Source organism: Streptomyces sp. NPDC001339, assembly GCF_042895955.1.
Taxonomy (GTDB): Bacteria; Actinomycetota; Actinomycetes; order Streptomycetales; family Streptomycetaceae; genus Streptomyces.
This window is the reverse complement of sequence record NZ_JBIAWT010000021.1, coordinates 33,635-52,525: the sequence shown is the minus strand read 5'-3', so window position 1 is coordinate 52,525 and position 18,891 is coordinate 33,635. Positions and strand designations below refer to the sequence as shown.

At 68.3% G+C, this 18,891-nt stretch carries 20 protein-coding genes; 12 read left to right on the top strand and 8 right to left on the bottom strand.

What is annotated here, in order from left to right; translation table 11 throughout:
- The 3 genes from ACFY12_RS34675 to ACFY12_RS34665 form a co-directional block, all read left to right on the top strand.
- A partial coding sequence (locus tag ACFY12_RS34675) for an FCD domain-containing protein (RefSeq protein ID WP_390719970.1) occupies nt 1-123 on the top strand: 123 nt, incomplete at its 5' end.
- A 193-nt stretch (nt 124-316) separates the two neighbouring features.
- A complete protein-coding gene (locus tag ACFY12_RS34670; RefSeq protein WP_390719967.1) occupies nt 317-1,582 on the top strand; it encodes an alpha/beta fold hydrolase in 1,266 nt (421 codons plus the stop codon).
- A 121-nt stretch (nt 1,583-1,703) separates the two neighbouring features.
- Nucleotides 1,704-2,951: a M6 family metalloprotease domain-containing protein gene (locus ACFY12_RS34665; protein ID WP_390719969.1), complete on the top strand. Its 1,248-nt coding sequence runs from the start codon at nt 1,704-1,706 to the stop codon at nt 2,949-2,951.
- Between the two features lie 66 nt (nt 2,952-3,017).
- Here ACFY12_RS34665 and ACFY12_RS34660 read toward each other — a convergent pair whose 3' ends face one another.
- Nucleotides 3,018-4,091 (bottom strand): hypothetical protein, encoded by a 1,074-nt coding sequence (locus ACFY12_RS34660; RefSeq protein ID WP_390719966.1) that lies wholly within the window; start codon nt 4,089-4,091, stop codon nt 3,018-3,020.
- Nucleotides 3,976-5,031, bottom strand: a complete 1,056-nt coding sequence (locus ACFY12_RS34655; RefSeq protein WP_390719965.1) for an NACHT domain-containing protein — start codon at nt 5,029-5,031, stop codon at nt 3,976-3,978. The genes ACFY12_RS34660 and ACFY12_RS34655 overlap by 116 nt, the downstream gene beginning before the upstream one ends.
- Nucleotides 5,032-5,444: 413 nt before the next feature.
- On the opposite strand from ACFY12_RS34655, the gene ACFY12_RS34650 reads away from it, so the two are divergent.
- From ACFY12_RS34650 to ACFY12_RS34635, 4 genes are all read left to right on the top strand, one after another.
- Nucleotides 5,445-5,594, top strand: a complete 150-nt coding sequence (locus tag ACFY12_RS34650) for a hypothetical protein (RefSeq protein ID WP_390719964.1) — start codon at nt 5,445-5,447, stop codon at nt 5,592-5,594.
- 244 nt (nt 5,595-5,838) lie between these two features.
- The gene (locus ACFY12_RS34645; protein WP_390719963.1) at nt 5,839-6,780 is read left to right on the top strand and encodes a LysR family transcriptional regulator; all 942 of its coding nucleotides are present in this window, start codon (nt 5,839-5,841) and stop codon (nt 6,778-6,780) included.
- Between the two features lie 128 nt (nt 6,781-6,908).
- Nucleotides 6,909-7,091, top strand: coding sequence for a 4-oxalocrotonate tautomerase DmpI (dmpI, locus tag ACFY12_RS34640; protein WP_390719962.1), 183 nt, complete (start codon nt 6,909-6,911; stop codon nt 7,089-7,091).
- Nucleotides 7,092-7,104: 13 nt separating this feature from the next.
- Nucleotides 7,105-7,995: an MBL fold metallo-hydrolase gene (locus ACFY12_RS34635; RefSeq protein ID WP_390719961.1), complete on the top strand. Its 891-nt coding sequence runs from the start codon at nt 7,105-7,107 to the stop codon at nt 7,993-7,995.
- A 137-nt stretch (nt 7,996-8,132) separates the two neighbouring features.
- Here the strand turns inward: ACFY12_RS34635 and ACFY12_RS34630 are convergent, their stop codons facing one another.
- Nucleotides 8,133-8,483, bottom strand: coding sequence for a hypothetical protein (locus ACFY12_RS34630; RefSeq protein ID WP_390719960.1), 351 nt, complete (start codon nt 8,481-8,483; stop codon nt 8,133-8,135).
- Between the two features lie 341 nt (nt 8,484-8,824).
- On the opposite strand from ACFY12_RS34630, the gene ACFY12_RS34625 reads away from it, so the two are divergent.
- Together ACFY12_RS34625 and ACFY12_RS34620 are read left to right on the top strand one after the other, a co-directional pair.
- Complete coding sequence (locus tag ACFY12_RS34625) at nt 8,825-9,193, top strand: YciI family protein (protein ID WP_390719959.1); 369 nt, start codon at nt 8,825-8,827, stop codon at nt 9,191-9,193.
- Between the two features lie 100 nt (nt 9,194-9,293).
- Nucleotides 9,294-10,478, top strand: a complete 1,185-nt coding sequence (locus ACFY12_RS34620) for an RNA polymerase sigma factor (protein WP_390719958.1) — start codon at nt 9,294-9,296, stop codon at nt 10,476-10,478.
- A 158-nt stretch (nt 10,479-10,636) separates the two neighbouring features.
- Here the strand turns inward: ACFY12_RS34620 and ACFY12_RS34615 are convergent, their stop codons facing one another.
- Nucleotides 10,637-11,221: a hypothetical protein gene (locus tag ACFY12_RS34615; RefSeq protein WP_390719957.1), complete on the bottom strand. Its 585-nt coding sequence runs from the start codon at nt 11,219-11,221 to the stop codon at nt 10,637-10,639.
- Nucleotides 11,222-11,605: 384 nt separating this feature from the next.
- On the opposite strand from ACFY12_RS34615, the gene ACFY12_RS34610 reads away from it, so the two are divergent.
- Nucleotides 11,606-12,382, top strand: coding sequence for a hypothetical protein (locus tag ACFY12_RS34610; RefSeq protein ID WP_390719956.1), 777 nt, complete (start codon nt 11,606-11,608; stop codon nt 12,380-12,382).
- Between the two features lie 110 nt (nt 12,383-12,492).
- On the opposite strand, the gene ACFY12_RS34605 is transcribed toward ACFY12_RS34610, so the two are convergent.
- Entirely contained in the window at nt 12,493-13,449 is a 957-nt protein-coding gene (locus tag ACFY12_RS34605; RefSeq protein WP_390719955.1) for an NAD(P)-dependent oxidoreductase, read from the bottom strand.
- A gap of 104 nt (nt 13,450-13,553) precedes the next feature.
- Between ACFY12_RS34605 and ACFY12_RS34600 the strand changes: the two genes are divergently transcribed.
- Complete coding sequence (locus tag ACFY12_RS34600; RefSeq protein WP_390719954.1) at nt 13,554-14,528, top strand: bis-aminopropyl spermidine synthase family protein; 975 nt, start codon at nt 13,554-13,556, stop codon at nt 14,526-14,528.
- Here the strand turns inward: ACFY12_RS34600 and ACFY12_RS34595 are convergent.
- Genes ACFY12_RS34595 through truD form a run of 3 tightly spaced genes read right to left on the bottom strand, consistent with a single transcriptional unit; the run spans nt 14,497 to nt 17,280 of the window.
- On the bottom strand, nt 14,497-15,072 hold the full coding sequence (locus tag ACFY12_RS34595) for an adenylate kinase (RefSeq protein ID WP_390719953.1): 576 nt from the start codon (nt 15,070-15,072) through the stop codon (nt 14,497-14,499). The genes ACFY12_RS34600 and ACFY12_RS34595 overlap by 32 nt on opposite strands.
- Nucleotides 15,069-16,184: an aminotransferase class I/II-fold pyridoxal phosphate-dependent enzyme gene (locus ACFY12_RS34590; RefSeq protein WP_390719952.1), complete on the bottom strand. Its 1,116-nt coding sequence runs from the start codon at nt 16,182-16,184 to the stop codon at nt 15,069-15,071. Before ACFY12_RS34590 ends, ACFY12_RS34595 begins: the two co-directional genes overlap by 4 nt.
- Before the next feature lie 46 nt (nt 16,185-16,230).
- Entirely contained in the window at nt 16,231-17,280 is a 1,050-nt protein-coding gene (truD, locus tag ACFY12_RS34585) for a tRNA pseudouridine(13) synthase TruD (protein ID WP_390719951.1), read from the bottom strand.
- A gap of 290 nt (nt 17,281-17,570) precedes the next feature.
- Between truD and ACFY12_RS34580 the strand changes: the two genes are divergently transcribed.
- Nucleotides 17,571-18,866, top strand: a complete 1,296-nt coding sequence (locus tag ACFY12_RS34580) for a glycosyltransferase family 4 protein (RefSeq protein ID WP_390719950.1) — start codon at nt 17,571-17,573, stop codon at nt 18,864-18,866.
- The last annotated feature ends 25 nt before the right edge of the window (nt 18,867-18,891 follow it).

The following is an 18,891-nucleotide window of genomic DNA, read 5'->3' as shown; positions in this document are numbered from 1 at the left end:
GAGGAGCACCTGGAACTGCTGGACCTGATGCTCGCCGGTGACGCCGAGAAGGCCGAACAGTGCATGGCCAAGCACCTGGGCCACGTCCGCTCCCTGTGGGCCGGCAGCAGCAGCTCCTCATAGCACCGCGCTATGCCCAAGTAGGAGTTCCGCGGAAGCGGACCGCTGATGCACGATGACGTATGCGTCGTATGCAATGTCACACCTCATCCATGGCTCCTCATGCGCAACTTCTCGCTCCCCGCGGCTCCCCGCGGCTCCCCGCGGCTTCCCGTGTCTCGCCGCGCTCCGCCGTGCCTCGCTGTGAAAGGGCCCCATGAACCCCGCGTACGCCACTACCGACCACGTCTTCACCGTCCCGCTGGACCACCGCCGTCCCGACGGCCCGACTCTCCAGGTCTTCGCGCGCGAGGTCGTCGACCCGGCTCACGCCGATGACCAACTGCCCTGGCTGCTCTACTTGCAGGGCGGCCCCGGCGGCAAGGCGCCGCGCCCCTCGGCAGGTTCGCCGGGATGGCTGCCCCAGGCGCTGAAGACCCACCGGGTGCTGCTCCTCGACCAGCGCGGCACCGGACGCTCCACCCCGCTCACCGCGCGCACGGCCTCCCGGTTCGCCTCCGCCTCTCAGCTGGCCGCACATCTGGCCCACTTCCGTGCCGACGCGATCGTGGCCGACGCCGAACTGATACGCCGGCAACTATGTGACGACGAACCCTGGGAGACACTCGGCCAGAGCTACGGCGGCTTCATCACCCTCACCTATCTCTCCCAGGCCCCCGACGGCCTGCGAGCCTGCTACGTCACCGGCGGCCTGCCCGGACTCTCCGCGACCGCCGACGACGTGTACGCCCGCACCTACCCCCGCGTGCGTGACCGGGTCCTCGACTTCTACGCCCGCTACCCCGACGACGCCCCTCGCCTCCGCGAGATCGCCGATCTCCTTGCATCCGAGGACATCCGCCTGCCCGGCGGCGATCGCCTCACCACCCGCCGTCTGCGCACCCTCGGCCTCGTCCTCGGCATGGGCGACGGTTTCGAGCGCATCCACTGGCTGCTCGACGAATCCCTGGAGGCGGATGGCGAATTGACCGACACCTTCCTTCGCCAGGTCGAGTCCCTGACCGGCTTCACCGACAACCCGCTGTTCGCCGTCATGCAGGAGACCCTGTACGGGCAGGGGGCCGGTCCGACCGGCTGGGCGGCCGCCCGGGCTCTGACCACGTTCCCCGAGTTCGCCGAAGAGGCGGACCCCCTCCTCCTCACCGGGGAAATGATGTACCCCTGGATGTTCCGGGAGATTGCGGGCCTGCGCCCCTTCGAGGACGCCGCGGACCTCCTGGCCCAGCGCACTGACTGGAGCCCGCTCTACGACCCCCAACGCCTCGCCGCCAACCAGGTACCCCTCGCCGCGGCCGTCTACCACGACGACATCTACGTCGACGCGGAACTCTCCCTGCGCACCGCCCGCGAGGTCGGCGCCACTCACGTCTGGGTCACCAATGAATGGGAGCACGACGGCATCACCGCCTCGAACGGCCGCGTCCTCGCCCGCCTGATGGACCTGGCTACGGGCCGAGCCTAGGGCCTGTCCCAACGGACCGCCGGACCGGCCCTGAGCCGATCACCCTCCGTCCGCGCCCCAAGCCATCCCCTCCGATGCCCCAAGCCGTCCCCTCCGATCCGACGGGAGTGACATGCCTGCCCTGTCCGTCTCGCCGAGCCGCCTGCGCCGTTGTGCCGCGGCACTCACCCTCGCCGCATGCCTCGCCGCCCCCACGACGGCGAACGCGGCCGCCACGCCTTCAGCCCACCGGCCTCCTTCTCCCGCCGCCGCTTGTGCGCTGCCCGGGAAGACGGGCTGGACCGACGAAGGCCACGACACCGACCGTGCCCGGTTCCAGCCCACCACCGGAACCCGGCGGGTCCTGACGCTGTTCGTGGACTTTCCCGATGCCCGGGCCACCGGCGGCACGGACGAGTACGCGGCTCAACTCGCCCCGGCCGCCGACTGGATGCGCACGGCCAGCTACGGTCGCACCCGCCTCGCGCTCACCTCCCTGCACCGCTGGATCCGCATGCCGGCGGCTTCGGACGCGTACGGCTTCGAGCGCGGTCTCACTTTCGAGGCACATGAGAAGTACGTACGCGACGCCATCACCGCTGCCGACCCGTACGCGGACTTCTCCCGCTACGACATGGTCTACGTCGTCCCCACCAAGACGGCTTCCGCGATCTCGTTCTCCCCGACCTACCTCTACGACCCCGCCACTCCCGGCGTGCATGCCGACGGCACCCGCATCAAGTGGTCCGTGACCTTCGGCCAGGACCTGTGGCGCTGGGGCCCCAAGGTCGCCGCCCACGAGACCGGCCACACCTTCGGCCTGCCCGACCTGTACTCGTTCACCGCCCCCACCCACCAGTACGTCGGTGGCTGGGACGTCATGGGCAACATCGCCGGCCCCGCGCCCCAGTACCTGGGCTGGCACTCCTGGAAACTCGGCTGGACCCGCGATGCCCAAGTCACCTGCCTGGCCGCCCCCGGGCGCCGCACCGTGCGCCTGGCCCCGGTGGAACGGCGCCCTGGCACCAAGATCGCCGTACTGCGCACCGGCGCGACAACGGCGTACGTCGCGGAGTCCCGCCGGGCCGAGGGCAACGACCGGGATGCGTGCTCGGCCGGCGTCCTCATCTACAAGGTCGACTCCGCCACCCCGACCGGCGAGGGACCGGTCCGGGTCATGAACGGCCACCCGGCCGCCCGCCCGTCACCCGACCTCCACCCCCAGAAGACGGCGCTACGTGCCGACCGCCCGCATGCCACCGGCTGCACCGGACTCGACCTGGCGGCGTACCGACCGGGCCAGACCTTCACGGACCCGGACAGCGGCGTCCATATCGACATTCTCGCGGGTGACGCAACGGGGGATGTAGTGCGGCTTGGTCTTTCCTAGCAGGCCTTGAGGGCGGGACTGTCCGGGCACGGACGCACACACCACCGGGCGAGTGGCAGCGCGCGCTCAGCGGGCCGACGGCCCCGTAGGTGCCGAGCCGTTCGCGGTACGGGCGTGAAGGGCCGCGAAGTGGTCGAGGAACAGGCCGTGAACGAACATGTAGCCGCCGCCGACCCGGCGGAGCAGGATGCGGTCGCTCGCGTACTGCAGGAATCGCACCCACCTCAGCGGGATACGACCCCGTAGCGCCAGCATCACCCGCAGGGTGTAGTGGTGCAGCCAGGCGCGTCCTCCGGTGTGCAACGCCGTCAGAACGAACACGGAACCGCCGCACGTCAGCCCGTCGATCACACCGAACAGCAACGTCATCCGTGCGCCGAACGCCACTCCTGCCAGGATGCCGATGGCCGTTCCTCCGGGCAGGCCGACGGCGACGGCGTTCACCAGGGAGCGGCGCATGCCTTCGTTCGGAGTGATGCGGGCCTCTCGTAGCTGCGGCGACACCCCGCCGACCACCACGTAGAAGGTGATCGGCAAGGCCATGAAGAAGGCCGCGAAGATCACGGTGGTGGCCGGGCCCCACACGTGCATGATCGTCCCGACGATGGCGGAGAGCGCCACTCCCCAGGGCAGGGCCGAGCGCAGTTGCCGGCCGGCGTTCTGCCGCAGGGAGTGCAGTGACCAGGAGATGGTCTCGGCTGGACGGATCGCTCTGTCGAAGGCGAAGACGCAGACCAGCGCTCCGATCGCGGCACCCGTGAGCCAGCCCGTCGAGATGCCCGCCACATGGACGTCGTTCCCCAGGCCGAAGAGTCTGGCGCCGAGGGCGTTGGCATGGTCGATTGCGTACCCGGTGGGCAGAGCCATCGCCACCCCCAGGAGAAGGGGGGAGAAGCATGCCGTCAGGATCCTCAACAGCGGGCTCGACAACCACGCGGGCTGCATCCACTCCACGTGGAACACGGTCTGGTCGTCCTGGCTCATCTGATGCGCGAGCTCACCGAGCCAGCGGACGACGCGTGCGTCATCGTAGGCACGGCCGGTCGGCCGGCGGCGCAGCGTGTGCTGGATATAGCTGTCGATGAGGTGTGAACGTCGGTCCACGACCCGGCCTGCGGCCTCCAGCTCCGCTGCGGACAAGCCCCGGTAGACCAGGGAGGCCACATTCAGCAGCAGCAGCGGAGAGGAGTGACAGCAGCTGATCGTCGTGCTCGATAGCCGTGTGCAGCCCTGCGAGCTGGCCGCCGGCGCCGGCGAGGTGGTTGAGCACCTGGTTTTGCGTCAAGTCCTGGATCAGAACCGCCCTGTTCAGGCGGAGCCGTGAGCCGATGGCGTCGTAGTCCGCGACCCGCGAGCAGACGACGATTTGCAGGGGGCCGTTCGCGCCGAGGAAGTCATTGATCGCCTTGACGCAGTCGCCCCGGCGGTCGGCTCTGACCTCGTCGAGACCGTCCAGAAGGGGCAGGATCATCTCCTCGCGGAGCCACTGCCGGGCCAGCTTCCGCGGAACGGTGTACCGGCGATGCAGTTCGTCCTCCAGCCACTGGTCGAGCGGGCTTTCGGACTTCCCCCAGGAGGAGAGGTTGAAGACGACGGGCATGGGCTGTTCGTCGTCGGACCGGGCCCTCCGCAGCAGCTCCGCCGCCATCTCCAGCAGTAACGTCGTCTTGCCGGACCCGGGCATGCCCAGGACCAGCAGGGAGCCTCCGGACCGGTCGAAGACATCGATGGCGGACGTTCCCGGCGGAAGGGCACGCGGCCGGTCCGGATCGTCGTACACCACTACGTTCCACGGGTGCTCGACAGCGTCCGAGCGAGCCTCCAGACCGAGTTCGAGCCTCGTCACCGCCTCCAGTGACTGGCTCAGGACCCCGTCGATCCAAAAGGCCCACTGACGCTGGAGCATCAGTCTGCGGTGCTGCTGCGGAACCGGGTCGTCGGGTGCCGCTGCCTCCTCTTCCTGCGGCTCGATCCATGCCTGCCACGCCGCGACGCCGAGACACAGCAGCGTGGTGATGGCGAAGGCGGCCCAGGCGAGCGTGGAATTCTTCACCAGCCAGTCCGGCAGATGATCGGGCACGAGCCCGGTGGCAATCCCCGAGCTGGCACTGGCGCAGGCCAGCGCAATCGCCACGGCAACCCTTGCCCTGCGCGCGGCCATGACCGGTTTACCTGACGTCCGACATGTCGACATCCCCCAGAAGACGAAGCCACGGTGCCGAGGAGCGGAGAGGCGTGAGTGCCTCTGAGTGCCTTCCGGTACCGACGTGCAGACTTCTACTCTTGTATTGCCTATCGCTGCGCTTACAGAGCGTCAATTCACCTGAAGGTGTGATGCCCTGGCCTTGCACGCGCGACTGCAGCCGTGTCGATCTGGGGGTGTTTGGGGGCGTTACTTGCCCTCCCAGGGGTTGCCGGGGGCTCTGATCAACATTTCGGGATGACGAGCGTGATCGGTGCTCGGTGAGCTGGGGCCAGCGGTCCGAAGTTGTCGTGGAAGCGCACGGGGCCGACCGGAGCGGCCTGGGACCTCTGTGGCGGCAGAGCCGCCAGTACGCCTGGAACGGCGCCCCCCGGGTGTGGCTGACCGTGCTGGATCTGGCCCGCCGGACATACCTGATCAAGCCACCGACGAAGCGCTGACGTACCGCCCCGGTCACCGAGGGATGCCGCTGCCGTGACCCACCTCGTGCTGGAGGATCCGGAGGAGGCGCCGCTACCAGCGCACCAGTGCCTCGGCGCGGCCGCCCCGGTGCCCTCGGCGGGCCCGACACTCCCTCTGGATCAATGGCTTCCGTCGGTCTGCGCGCTCGGCTTTCCCTGGCGAGCCTGACGCGTACAAGCCGGAGGCATCGGGCGCATCCGCGCGGATTTCCCATGCCGTAGCGTGGTCGAGCATGTGTGTCTGCTGGGAGGGGGCGACGTGATGGAGCTTCGGCAGCTGAGGTACTTCGTCGCGGTGGCCGAGGAGTTGCATTTCGGGCGGGCGGCCGAGCGGTTGATGATTGTGCAGTCGGCTGTGAGCCAGCAGATCGGCCGTCTTGAGCGGGAGCTGGGGGTCGAGCTGTTCGACCGTTCGCCGCGTCGGGTGCGGTTGACCGACGCCGGGGTGGCGTTCTTGCCGGAAGCTCGTGCGGTACTGGGGGCCGAGCTGCGGGCGCTGGCGGTGATCGGGGATTTCGTCGCCGCGCGCGAGACCGTGCTGCGCGTGGGCACGAGCCGGGGGATGGGGGATCGGCTGGAGTACGTCCTGGAGGCGCTGAAGCGGCGAGCGCCGCAGGTGCGGGTGGAGCTGAGATCGGAGGGGACAGAGGAGCGTCTGCGGCGGGTGGCTGATCGGGAATGGGATGCGGCGTTTGTCCGTGGGGAGGTGGCGGCGCCTGACCAGGTGCGGCAGATCCCGGTGTGGCGGGACGAACTGGTGGTTGCCGTCTCGGCCCGCCACCCGCTGGCTACGGGAGCCCGCGTGGAGCTTGCGCAGCTCGCCGAGCTGCCGCTGTACCTGACGTCCCGCCGGAACAACCTGCCGTTGGTGGATCTGGTGGTGGGCGCGTGCCGGGATGCCGGTTTCGAGCCGGTTCCCGGGCCTCCGCACAGCTCTCTGCAGGACACTCTGGCGGCGCTGGGCGCGGGGGCCGCCGGTTGGACGGTGGTGTACGCGGCGCACGCCCGTCAGTTGCTCGGCACGCGGGTCGCCTTCCTCCCGGTGATGTCGCCGGGGCTCTGGCTGCCGACGGTGCTGGCGGTGAATGCCGCGGCGGCAGCCGAGCGGCAGCGCCACCTGGTCGAGGCATGCCGGGAGGCCGGGCGCGTCGATCACGATTCGTGATCGACGCATTCTCGGAACGCTTCTGGATCGCCGGTGTCGGCCGCAGTGGAATGGATCCATGCCGCCCCGTCGCCATCGTGGTCGAGGGGGCCGCGTTCACACACCAGTCTCGTAACGGGAGCACACCTATGCCCATCGTCACCGTCCAGCAGGGACCGCGCGATATCGAGCTCAAGCGGGAGCTTGTGGCACGTATCACCGACGCGTTCGTCGACACGTACAAGATCCCGGCGGACACCGTCCAGGTGTGGATCCAGGAGTTCCCACCGGACAACTGGGGTGCGGCGGGCACGCTCCGGGCCGACCGGTAGAGGGGGCGGACTCATGGCGAACCATGTGGCGATGAACCTCGGGGAACGGCTGCGGCGGCCGGCCGTGATGCGGTCGCTCCACCTCGGCGCGGTGAAGGTGACCTACGTGCCCGACGGTGCGGTGGAGCTCAACGCCCGTGCCTGGCTGCCGGGGAGTACGCAGGAGGACTGGGACGCACACCCGGAGTACCTGGACGACCGCGGGAACCTCACCGGCGGCATCGGAGCCCTGCTGGTGGAGCGGGAGGGCCGTGCGTTGTTGATCGACGCGGGATTCGGACCGCACGCGATTCCGGCACAGCCGGGCAACCCGCGCGGAGCCATCCATGGGGGTGCGTTGCTGGACAACCTGGCCGCGATCGGCCGCTCGCCCACACAGATCGAGGCGGTGGCCCTCACCCATCTGCATCTGGACCACATCGGCTGGGCCTGGAGCCCGGTCCCCGGCGGCAGCCGGCTCCCGTTCGACGACTGCCCGTACCTGGTCGCCGAGCCTGAGTGGGAGCACCGCCATCTGCTGAAGGAGCGCGGGGTCACCGACGAGATCCTCCAGGTCATGGCGCCCCGGGTGCGTACGGTGACCGACGGGGAGGAGGTCTTCCCCGGCGTGCGGATGGTTGTCACGAGCGGCCACACTGCCGGGCACGCCTCCTACGTCATCAGCTCAGGGAACGAGAGGCTGATGGTGTTCGGGGATGCGATGCACTCACCGATCCAAGTGGATCATCCGCGGTGGTCGGCTGCCGCCGACCTCGACGCCGACCGGGCGGCAGAGCAACGTCGCCTACTGGTAAGGGAGTTGGCCAAGCCGGGAACGATCGGCTTCGGTGTCCACTTCGCCGATGTGGTGTTCGGCCGGGTCCACCTGGACGGTGCGGGGCCCGCCTGGCGTCCGGTCGTGTGACCGCGGCGGTTGCCCGTACGAACAAGGGGTGCCCGCGCCCGGGGCTCGGCGGCCAGCCGACATCCCTCCCGACGACTGGCCGCCTGAGCTGCACCGTACCGACCAGGTTCGCCCCGCCGGTCACGCCTCGGCGGGGCCTACGGCACGAGCACGACGGAGTTGATCGGTGTCATGTTGTACGGCGCGGATTCGCCCACACCACGCATCACGATGGAGCAGCCGCCACCGCCGTCGTACCCGTAGCAGAACTGGAATCCGGCGCCGCCCGTCTGGTTGTTGACGACGACCCGGTCGCCGGTGACGTTCGACAGGTTGTGGGCGCCGTAGCTGTAGAAGATGTTCTTGCTCAGGATGCTGCCGTTCGTCTCGCGGATGCAGACCGCTCCGGACGGACACGGCGTCGCCGCAGTAGCGCTGGGAGCCGTGGCGAGCCCGAGAGCCCCCAAGGCGAGAGACAGACCTGCGGCGGATGCGGCAATCTTGCGCATTTTTCCCCCATTATCTTGATGTCCTGAATTAGGCCACCTCGCATCCGAAAGTATCCTGTGCCAACGAGGCTCACCAGAGGGCCGGTACAAGTCGCGGGTGCCCTTCCGCTTCCACGTACTCACCGAAGCGGGATGCACCCGGACTCACCGAAGCGGGATGCATCCGGACCTTCGCCGACAAGAAGCCCGACAAGAAGCCCGGCAAGAACGCCGACGGTGCCGGAACGGGTGCCGGAGCGGTCTAGATTTGGTCACCGGGGGATGTCGAAAGGCGCTGGACGGTTCCGACTCCTTGTCGAGCCGCCCCTCCCAGGGCGGAACCCGATACGAGGAGTCAGAACATGAAGTACCTCCTGATCATGCAGGTCGACCAGGAGATCCTGGATGCCCTCTCGGAGGACGAGCGGAAGCTCATCATGGAAGGCCACGGTGAGTTCATGAAGACCGTGCAGGACTCGGGGGAATTCATCCTCACTCAGGCACTCGCCGACCCGGCGAACTCGACCGTCGTCACCGGCACCGGCGGCGAGCCTGCCGTCACTGACGGGCCGTTCATCGAGGCCAAGGAGTTCATGGGCGGCTTCTACCTGATCGACTGCGAGAGCACACAGCGTGCGATCGACATCGCCAAGCTCATCCCGGACACTCGCATCAAGGGCCTGTCGATCGAGATCCGTCCGGTGATGTTCTCGTCCGGGGCCGATCTGTGAGCGGCCGTCCGTGAGCGGTGGGTCGGCGAGCGGTGGGTCCGTGAACGGTAAGTCTGTGCGCGGTGGTTCCGTGAGTGGTGAGTCTGTGCGCCGTGGTTCCGTGAGCGGCGGGATCGAGGACCTGTTGCGCAGCCTGGCGCCGCAGGTCCTCGGCGCGCTCGCCCGCAGGTACAGGCAGTTCGAAGCCTGCGAGGACGCTGTGCAGGAGGCGCTGCTCGCGGCGTCGGTGCAGTGGCCTCAGGAGGGTGTGCCCAGCAGGCCGGCGGGCTGGCTGGTCACGGTCGCCGGCCGGAGGCTGACCGACCACTGGCGCAGTGAGGCGGCCCGGCGGGAGCGCGAGCTTACCGTCAGCATGCAGCCGCCGCCGGACGACGATGCCTCCCGGCACGTCGACGACACGCTGAGCCTGCTGTTCCTGTGCTGCCACCCGAAGCTGTCGGCGACCTCGCAGGTGGCGCTGACGCTCCGGGCGGTCGGCGGCCTGACCACGGGCCAGATCGCGCACGCGTTCCTGGTGCCGGATGCCACTATGGCGCAGCGGATCAGCCGGGCGAAGCAGACGGTCAGGGGCGCCGGCTTCCCGGACGGTCCCGAGCGGCTGCCGGCGGTGCTGCAGGTGCTGTATCTGATCTTCAACGAGGGCTACACCGCCACCTCCGGGCCCGACCTGCAACGGGTCGAGCTGGCCGCTGAGGCCATCCGGCTCGCCCGCGAGGTGCACCGGCTGCTGCCCGACGACGGCGAGGCCGCCGGGCTGCTCGCGCTGATGCTGCTCACCGACGCCCGGCGGGGGACACGGAGTGCGGACGGCGTGCTGGTGCCGCTCGCCGAGCAGGACCGCAGCCTCTGGGACCGCGCGCGGATCGAGGAGGGCGTCGCGCTGGTCTCCGGTGCCCTGTCCAAGGGGCCGCCCGGGCCGTACCTGCTGCAGGCCACGATCGCCGCGGTCCACGCCGAGGCGCCGTCCACCGAGGAGACGGACTGGAGCGAGGTGCTGATCCTCTACAAGATCCTGGACCGGACCGCGCCGAACCCGATGGTCACCCTGAACCGCGCGATCGCGACCGCGATGGTGCACGGCCCGGCCGAGGGGCTGGCCCTGCTCGCCACGCTCGACGGCGACAAGCGGGTTGCCGGCCACTACCGGCTTCACGCAGTGCGCGGGCACCTGCTCGACCTGGCCGGTGAGCACGACCAGGCCCGCGAGCACTACCGGTGGGCCGCACGGCTCACGTTGAGCCTGCCGGAGCGGGAGTACCTGCTGCGCAGGGCTTCGCCACGGTGAGCCCAACGGCAGTGGTGACTTGCGCGTCGTTCTCGGTGAACTGCGCCCGGAGCGCGGCCTGTTGCGGTGCCGGGAACCGGGAGGCGGCCAATGGCATGACGTCGTTCTGACTCGACATCATCTACGGCCCGCGCCCCGCTCGACGTCGTGGTGCAGCATCAGTGTCCGCCGCTGGGGGGCTTGCAGCCCGTGCCGTCGGGATAGCCGCCGAAGGCATTCGCCTCGATGAAGTGGGGGTTGACCTTCCCTTCTACACACAGAGGTGAGGCGTTGATGGCGAAGCCGACGCTGGGCTCGACCTTGTAGGTCTCCACTTGTGCGGCGGGGTAGCCGAGGGCGGTGAGTGCGCGGCGGGCGGTGTCCGGGTCGATGTCGTTGTGTGTGCGCAGGGGTTCGAGTGCGTTCTTGATGCGCTGGACGGCGGCGATTCCGTCGCAGCGACGCTGGCCGTGGAGGGGGAGAGGCTCCCTGAAGCCGTGGTTTTCGGCGTAATGGTCGGCGGGGGGTGCGGCCGGTCCCGGAGTCTCTGCGGTCGCCTGTGGGTTCGGGGTGGGGGTTTCGCCGGGGCAGGGGAAGTCCACCGGGACGCTCGGCCTGCTCGGCTTCGCCGACGCGGCCCGCGAGGGGGCGCCAGTCGCGGTGTCGGTCCCGGGCCGCTGGGTTCCGCATCCGGCAGCGAGCAGGGACAGCGCCGCTATGGGCAGTATCCCGATCCGAACTCCGGCTCTCTTGATCAATGACATGCACTGATCTTGGCCGCATGACCGACAACACGGCAAATGAGCCTCGATCCCGGCTGAAAAGGCGAAGATCCGGGCCACCGCCACACCGGCGGACAGCAGACTGGCTCGGACCTCCGCTAGCTGCTGCGATACGCGGACGGCAGCATGCGTGCGGACTGCTCGGCTGCTGCCACGCCACCAGGCCGGCGGTGTACAGGCGACGGCGGCCGGGAAAGCGGGATTTCATCGGCATTTCAACGCCTCCATGACACTTGGAGGCCATGCGTCGAACGGTCAGTTGCACATCCGCAACGTGCCCACCCGGCTCCTGCTTCCTCGAACGCGACGGGCTGGTCGGCCGCACTGGTGTGGTGCTCGTTGTCGTTCCCCTGGGAGGGTGTGTTCATGGCCCAGCTGATGGTCCTCTTCATCGGCATCGCGGTGGTCTTCTCGGTGATTGCCTTCAAGGGCGGAAATCCCGCGGTAGGTGTCCTGTTCGCCGTAGTGGCAGCTGCCCCGCTCCTGTACCTCGGATACTTCTTGACGAACAGGCGTCGGGCCGGTGGGACGTCCTTCCAGGATCTGCGGCCGTACGAGCGCAGGCGGCGAAAGCTGTTGCTGCGGGTGACCGCGGTGGCCATGGTGGCGGCGCTCGGGTATGGCGTGTACTGGGTGATGTTCGAGCCGAAGGCCAGCGACACGATGCCAGGTCGCGTCTCCGACTTTGCCACCGGCTGCGGCGACGGCATAGCCCGCAAGTACTTCCCGCAGGCGGCAGACCGCAGCGCCACAGGTCCGCACCCGATAGCGATGTTCACGATCAGTGAGTCCGGCTCCCCACGGCAGATGATCCCGGCCTCCGGCACGGCGGACCACTGGAGCGGCAACCACCTCGATCCACACCTCGTCCAGCTCATCGCCTGCCTGGACTCCCCCGACGAGGGAGAATTCCTGACCGACTGCAAGTTCACGACGGACACCATCAAGCTGTACCGCGGTGTGTACGACGTCACCGTCTACGAGGCCAGGACGGGCAAGAAGATCGCAAGCGAGCGGCTGCACGGCAGCGTGAAGCCCGACTGTCCGGGACTGGTCTACCTCAAGAAGGGGACCGACAAGCTCCACACCGAGCCCGAATTCCCCGACTACCAGGCTGTGCTGCGCAAGTACGTCGAAAGCTGATCTCACACAAGACCCCTGAGAGCTACCCGCCGGCCTTCCTCTCCGAGCCTCGGTCATCTGGCTCAAGGACCTCACACGGACCGCCCATTGAGAGCGACTCACTACGCGCCCTAGTACCCCGCATCCGGATCCACGCGGTTCGCCAGGGGTTCGCCGCGCAGGTATGCCCTGAGGTGCTCAAGGAAAAGTGCCGCGTGCGCGCGATCCGAGCCTGGACACCGGAACGACACGTGCGGGGTGAGCCGCACGCGTGGATGTGCGCGGAGCCAGTGCCCGAGTGGCAGTCGTTCCGGGCTGACGACGTCCAGGGAAGCGCGGGCCACGATGCCCTGGGCGAGCGCTCGCCGCAGCGCATCGTGGTCGATCAGACCGCCTCGGGCGACGTTGACCACGTGCACTCCGCGCCGCATGAGGTGGAAGGCGCTGTCGTCGATCATTCCGGCGGTGGCCGGGGTCAGCGGAGCGGTGAGCACCAGGTGGTCGGCATCGCGTACCAACTCTCCTAGGGAACCGGCCATTTCGACGTTCGGCAGAGGAGCCGGGGCGGCCGTGCGCCGCAGCGCGCGGACCGAGGCGCCGACGCAGGCCAGCAGTGCGGCGACACTGGAACCGATGCTGCCCAGACCCAGCAGACCCACGCGTCGGCCTTGCAGCGTGCCGACGCACCGCGGCTCGGCGGGCTTCCGCGGGGTCTCCCACGACCACGCCTCTGGAAACCGCTTTTCGAAAGCCAGCAAACTGGCCAGTACCCATTCGGCGATGGCGAACCCGTCGGCGCCCGACGAGTTCGTGACAATCCGGCCATCACGAGTGAGCCGGTGCAGGTCGAGCCGCTCCATGCCGGTTCCGTACGTGTGGATCCAGCGCACATGACTGCGTTCGACGGTTTCATAGAGGGCGGGTCCGGTGGCACGCCAGCCGGAGATGTACAGAACGTCGCCGGACAATCCGGCTCGCGGCGGTGTGTCCGGCGGTATGTCGACCAGTTCGACACGCTCATGAAGGTCCGTGGGCAAACTCAGGCCGTCGGCGACCCCGCGGTGGCGCAGAACACGCGTTTTTGGCATGGAACTCTTTCCTCTGTGATCACTGGGAACTATTGCCGGAAACAGCTGTACCGATCACCGAGGTCTCTTGCACTGCCATGTTCAGGTCCCTAACATCGGCTCGCATGACCGCTGACAGGCACAATGCAGAGGTGATCGATTTTCTCACGAACTTCGGTGCGGCAGAGGTGCCGGAGATCCTGCGGTACTGTCGGATCGATTATCGCGACCTGGGGCCGATGCTCAAGAGGGCGCTGGGGCAGGGTTCGGTCCTACGTGAGGGCTCGCGCTATCGCGTTCCCGAAGTTCAGGTGGAAGCCGCCGCCCGGCAGTTGGCCGGACGGGTCTTCCATCCGCATGAAGCCCTCCGCGCCCGCTCTCCCCTGGTGGAGGAGTGGTTGCGGAGTCTTCACGTGCTCGCCCGGTCGCGACCGGGCGAGCACGATGAATGGCATCAGTGGCATGTCACCCTCCGGACATCGCTGCTCCGCGCGCTCTACCTGCAGTACCGAGGCGATGCGCGAGGAAAGGACGTGGTTCTGCTGGGCGACTCGGACCTGACGAGTCTGGCCATCTGTATGGTCGGGGGATACGGGCGACTGCGCGTCCTGGAGCGCGATCCAGAAGTGATCGATTTCCTCGCGCAGGCGCTGGACCGCCTGGCCGCCAAAGATGTCGAGGTGTGTCCTCTCGATGCCCGCGATCCCTTGCCCGACGAGCTTCGGGAAAGCGCGGACACCGTGATGTGCGACCCGTCGCGGCGCCTGTACCGGGCATTCTTCGCGCGAGGAGTCGAACTTCTCCGGCCCAGTGGTGTTTTCTACACTTTCGTCGATCCAAGTCACGGTGAAGCGGCAGGTCAGTTCATTCTGCAGCGGGACGCACTCGCAGCGGGATGGATCATCACCGACTCCGTACCGCTGTTCAACGAATACCAACGCCATCCAGGAGTCCCGAGTGCGGAGTTCGAGAGCTGTTACCCCACTCCGGAGAGCGCGGACGACGACATTTCGTTCACCGAAACGATGGTCCGGTTCATTCGAAGTCCCCAGGAAGCGGAAGAGGAATTCATTCGGAGAACGGTTCACGATCGTCCGTAGCCGGCCAGAACTCCGGTTCGGGCAGTGAGTCGAACCAGCGGTCGGCTTCGGCCGCACTGGTCAGACGGACCACCACGAGCTCAGGGTGGCGCGCCAGGCGGGCGGCGACGTCCGCCCGGTGCGACGCGTGGTGGGACAGGGCGAAGCGTGCCGGGTGCTTGGGGTCGAACAGCAGGGAGCGCCACCGCTCCCGGTTCCCGTTCCACAGTGTCCGGCGGGTGATCAGCCGAACCAGCGACCGGCCGACAACCCGTCGCATCACCGTGGTGTAGGGCATGTCGACCCAGACCAGCCGGTTGGCGCGCTCCCACAGAAGGTCACCAAGGTAGCCGTCGTACTGGTCCTCGCAGACCCACCGGCCCTGGTGCGCGAACGCGTGGACGTCCGCCTCGAATTCGGGTCGTTTCACCCAGCCGGGACCGTGGAAGAGGGCGTCCAGTTCGTGGTGTGGGAGCCCGTACCTCGTCGCGAGCGCGGCCGCCATGGTGGTCTTGCCGGCCCCGCACACCCCGGCGACCAGCACCCGCGGCCCCTGCGGCGTCATCGGCCGCTGCTCCAGTCGCCGAGGATGTCGACGACGCGCAGCGCGCTCGGTTCGTCGGCGACGGCGATGCGTACCGCGGCGGGCAGGCTCGGCAGTCCGGACATGTCGCGCGTGATGAACCCGTGCCGCAGAAGGCGCGAAGTGGCCGCACGTGCCTGCGCCGGGTCCGGCACGTCGAAGGCGACGAAGTTCCCCCCGCTCTCCCGAGCCCGCCAGCCGGGTACGGCCGATTCGACCAGGCGGGCGAAGCGCTCCCGCAGGTGCCGGATCTCGTCCCGGATGGCCTGGAAGTACTCGTCGTGTCGCAGCGCGGCGCGCAACAGGGCCATGGCGATCCCGGACACCGCTGCCTCGGGGTCGAGGTCGAAGACGCGGTTCACCGTCCGAGGGTGACCGACGACGGCGGCGATACGGGCGCCCGACAGGCCGTACCCCTTGGAGAAGCCGTTGACACGGAGGACGTGCGGTTGCCCGGCGACGCCCCGCACGAGCTCCTCACCGCCGTGGGTGAATGCCAGATAGGCGGTGTCCAGCACCAGCAGGCTGCCGTGTTCCCCTACGCCCCGGGCCAGGTCCGTCAGCTCCTGGGCGTCGTGGACCTGGCCGGTGTAGCTGTGGGGCTGGGTGACCACGACGATGGCGCGCGGGCCCTTGCGCAATGCGGTCAACAGGTCGGCCAGGCGGAACCCGCCGCTGTCGGGATCCGGCGCGACGTGGTCGATCGTCTGCTTGCCGATATGGGCGAACTTCGCCCAGCCGCCGAAGTTCGGTGTGTGGATGACGATGCGGGCCAGGGGGAAGGAGCGCACGATGAGGTCGAGAGCCGGGTCGCTGCCGGCGGTGAGGACCAGCGAGCCGGGGTCGACACCGAGGTGTTCCGCGACCAGGGCGTAGGTCTCCCGGTACACCGGATACGTCATGATCTCGACCGGGTCCAGGCCCTGGAGCGTCTCGGTGTGGAACTCGGCCGCACGCGGGTGCAGCAGTCCGCAGCTCCTGAGGTTGACCTCGTTCTCCAGGCGTGACCGGTCGTTTCGGAACATTCCCGTGCCAGGCTTGCCGAACGGCCATGGCTGGGGGGCGGTGGGCCTGGTGCTGACGTCAGAAGACACGACTACTCCGGGGTGATGGACCAGCGTGGGGGCCGATTGCCTGCGGCTATTGCCGTTCGCCGGCCACGGCGTGCAGCAGCTGGCTGACGGCGATGGTGCCGTAGGAACCAGAGGGGAGGAAGAACGCCAGGGTGCAGCACCACCGTCCTTCGAAGCACTCGTCGGGCTTGACGTCGGCGATGCGTACCTGCAGCTGCACCACTACCGGCCGCGGTGCTAGGTAGGACACCATCCCGCCGTTCCGCCACCGGTATGTGCGACAGCGGAGCCGCCGGCCCGCCTGCGCGACCTGGAGAGCGGCTGACTGCGCACGAGGGAAGACGTACGGGATCCCTTCCCGTTCCTCCTCGAGTACGTCGTCGCCGGCCACCTCGCGGAGGAGAGCGCGTACTTCGGCGTTCCACACGTCCGAGGCGTGTGCGGACTGGAAGAAGGCGATCCGGCGCGGGTCGAGTGCGTCGAAGAACTCCCTGGCGGTTCCGGTGAACGCGGAGCACGTGCGGGCTTCGGGTGACCGGGACGCGCGGAGCAGCTCGAAGGCCCGCTCGTAGTCACCCTCGAGCAGGGCGCCGCCGAGCAGGTGTGTCTGCCGGGGGCCGTCGGGAACGCCAAAGCGTTGCGTGTCGTAGTAGTTGATGGCGAAGAGACTGCGTCGGCCGTGCGAACCGGCCAGATGCCGGGCGTGCTCGGCTTCGAGGTCGCGGACCATGATGCGGAAACTGTTGCCGTCCAGGTCCCCGGCGGAGAGCGGCCGCATGCCGTAGCCGTGGTGCCGCAGTTGGAGGAAGCGTCCGTGCGAGCCCGGCGCCCCGGCAGCATGGACCTGGTTGAACTCCTCCAGGGCGCGCGAGTCGAGGGGCCCGGAGATGGTGAGGAACTGCTCGGTGATCGCGTCCTCGTCCTTGAGCCCTGCGTAGCCGATATTCGCGGACGGCTGACCGTGAAAGCGGGCAATGAGATCGACGGCCTCGAACGTGGTGTAGCCGGCCTTCCGTAGCCGTAGCTGCTGATGAGTGGCCACCTCGGAATCCACTGCGGGTAGCACGCTGGATTCCGCCACCAAGAATTCGGATGGGATGCGCTTAAGTACGGGCATATGCACGCCTTTCGCAACTGATGCGCGTGACATTGCTCGCGGCGTCGACTCGCAGCGCGAAACTGGTGGAGGCCATGGCATCTTCAGAAATGCGGGCGGCCGACGTACCGCCGCCGACACTATGGGGCAATCACAGGCGGTATGACAAGACCGCATTGTCCCGGCGGAGTGTTGACGTAAAAGGTGCCCTTGACAGTATTTTGCCGCCTCGGGTCCACTGAAGAAATGTAGCCCGACTTCCTCCTGAACGAGCGCACATGTCTGCTCCGTCGTGAGCAAGGGAGTGATCAATGGGGCGCGAGGTTCGTGATCCTGGTGGCGCGAAGCGCGAGCGCATACGTCGCCCCGTCTTCGCGGTGGCGTTGCACGACGGTTTCTATGGAACGGGAACGGGTGCCGGACACAGCAACCGTGCGTTTGTGCGCACGCTCGCCGGATTACTCGATCACCGTGTGCGCCTCGTGATCCTGCCCATCCGGCTGAGCCCCGGGGATTACGGTTACGACAGGCAGTGGCACCAGGACATGCGTGGACTGATCGACCGGCGCGGCGGCGAGGTTCGTCCGCTCGACAACGGCACGAAGGGAAGCAATTGGGGAGGCCTGACCGCCTTCCGAATCTTGTCGAATCACCTGCTTTCGGTGCTTGCCGAGGATGTCGTGCCGGGTGCGGAGCACGTCGCAGTGGTCGCGTTCGACGTTCCGTTCATGGGCTTTGCCACGCAGTTGCCGCCCGGCCTGCTCAGCAGCGTCGCTCTCGTGCCACGGGCGAGCCGGCGCCTGCACGACCCCGGCGATCACGAACTCATCCACTGGGAGGAACACGGAATGCACGCGGTGGCCGCCGGGGGTGGGCGGATCGCGGCAACGTCGGCGTACATGCGCCGTCACCTGTGCGCGGAGTACGGGGTTCCGCCGGAGGCGTTGGTGGACCTCACCAACGGGCTCGTCAGCACGGACCTCCTGTTCGGTCCGGAGGTTCCCGAGCTGGACCCGGTGTGCGCCCGAAGCGGATTCCTGTTCGCGATGGGGCGTGCGGTGGCGCACAAGGGCTTTGAGGATCTGCTCGACGCGCTGGCGATCCTCCGCGCCGAGGCCGTGCGGCTGCCACCGCTGGTGCTCGCGCCCGTCAGGTTCAACTCGATGGCCTCCGCCCACACCTACCAACAGCGGCTCAGGGCCCAGGGCAGCGCGCTCGGCCTCCAGGTGCAGTGGATGGAGCGGTTCAGCCACCGTGTCCGGAACATCCTGGCCCATCCCGGTGTGCGCGCGGTGATCGTCCCGTCGCGCGTCGAACCGTTCGGTCGCGTCCCACTGGAGGCATTCGCGGCCGGTGCCGCCCCGGTCGTGGCGACCCGCGCGGGAGGACTGGCCGAACAGGTCGTGGAAGGCGTCACCGGATATACGGCGAATCCGGCGGATCCCGAGAGCCTGGCAGGCGCTGTGCGCCGAGCCCTCTCGGTGACCGACGAGCAGCGCGGCAGGCTGCGTGCTCGCGGAAGAGAACTGCTCACCAGCCGCTTCGACTACGAACGAGCCATCAGGAATTTCGTGCGGCAGATCGCACCCTGGGCGCTCTGCCGCTGACCGGTGTCCTGGGCGTCGGCACCGC

Excerpts from the sequence above, each read along its gene's own strand:
- ACFY12_RS34625 (WP_390719959.1), top strand. The coding sequence starts at position 8,825 with ATGAAGTACCTCCTGATCATGCAGGTCGACCAGGAGATCCTGGATGCC.
- ACFY12_RS34610 (WP_390719956.1), top strand. The coding sequence starts at position 11,606 with ATGGCCCAGCTGATGGTCCTCTTCATCGGCATCGCGGTGGTCTTCTCG.
- ACFY12_RS34630 (WP_390719960.1), bottom strand. The coding sequence starts at position 8,483 with ATGCGCAAGATTGCCGCATCCGCCGCAGGTCTGTCTCTCGCCTTGGGG.
- ACFY12_RS34600 (WP_390719954.1), top strand. The coding sequence starts at position 13,554 with ATGACCGCTGACAGGCACAATGCAGAGGTGATCGATTTTCTCACGAAC.
- ACFY12_RS34595 (WP_390719953.1), bottom strand. The coding sequence starts at position 15,072 with ATGACGCCGCAGGGGCCGCGGGTGCTGGTCGCCGGGGTGTGCGGGGCC.
- ACFY12_RS34580 (WP_390719950.1), top strand. The coding sequence starts at position 17,571 with ATGGGGCGCGAGGTTCGTGATCCTGGTGGCGCGAAGCGCGAGCGCATA.
- ACFY12_RS34670 (WP_390719967.1), top strand. The coding sequence starts at position 317 with ATGAACCCCGCGTACGCCACTACCGACCACGTCTTCACCGTCCCGCTG.
- ACFY12_RS34615 (WP_390719957.1), bottom strand. The coding sequence starts at position 11,221 with ATGTCATTGATCAAGAGAGCCGGAGTTCGGATCGGGATACTGCCCATA.
- ACFY12_RS34635 (WP_390719961.1), top strand. The coding sequence starts at position 7,105 with ATGGCGAACCATGTGGCGATGAACCTCGGGGAACGGCTGCGGCGGCCG.
- ACFY12_RS34605 (WP_390719955.1), bottom strand. The coding sequence starts at position 13,449 with ATGCCAAAAACGCGTGTTCTGCGCCACCGCGGGGTCGCCGACGGCCTG.
- dmpI (WP_390719962.1), top strand. The coding sequence starts at position 6,909 with ATGCCCATCGTCACCGTCCAGCAGGGACCGCGCGATATCGAGCTCAAG.
- truD (WP_390719951.1), bottom strand. The coding sequence starts at position 17,280 with ATGCCCGTACTTAAGCGCATCCCATCCGAATTCTTGGTGGCGGAATCC.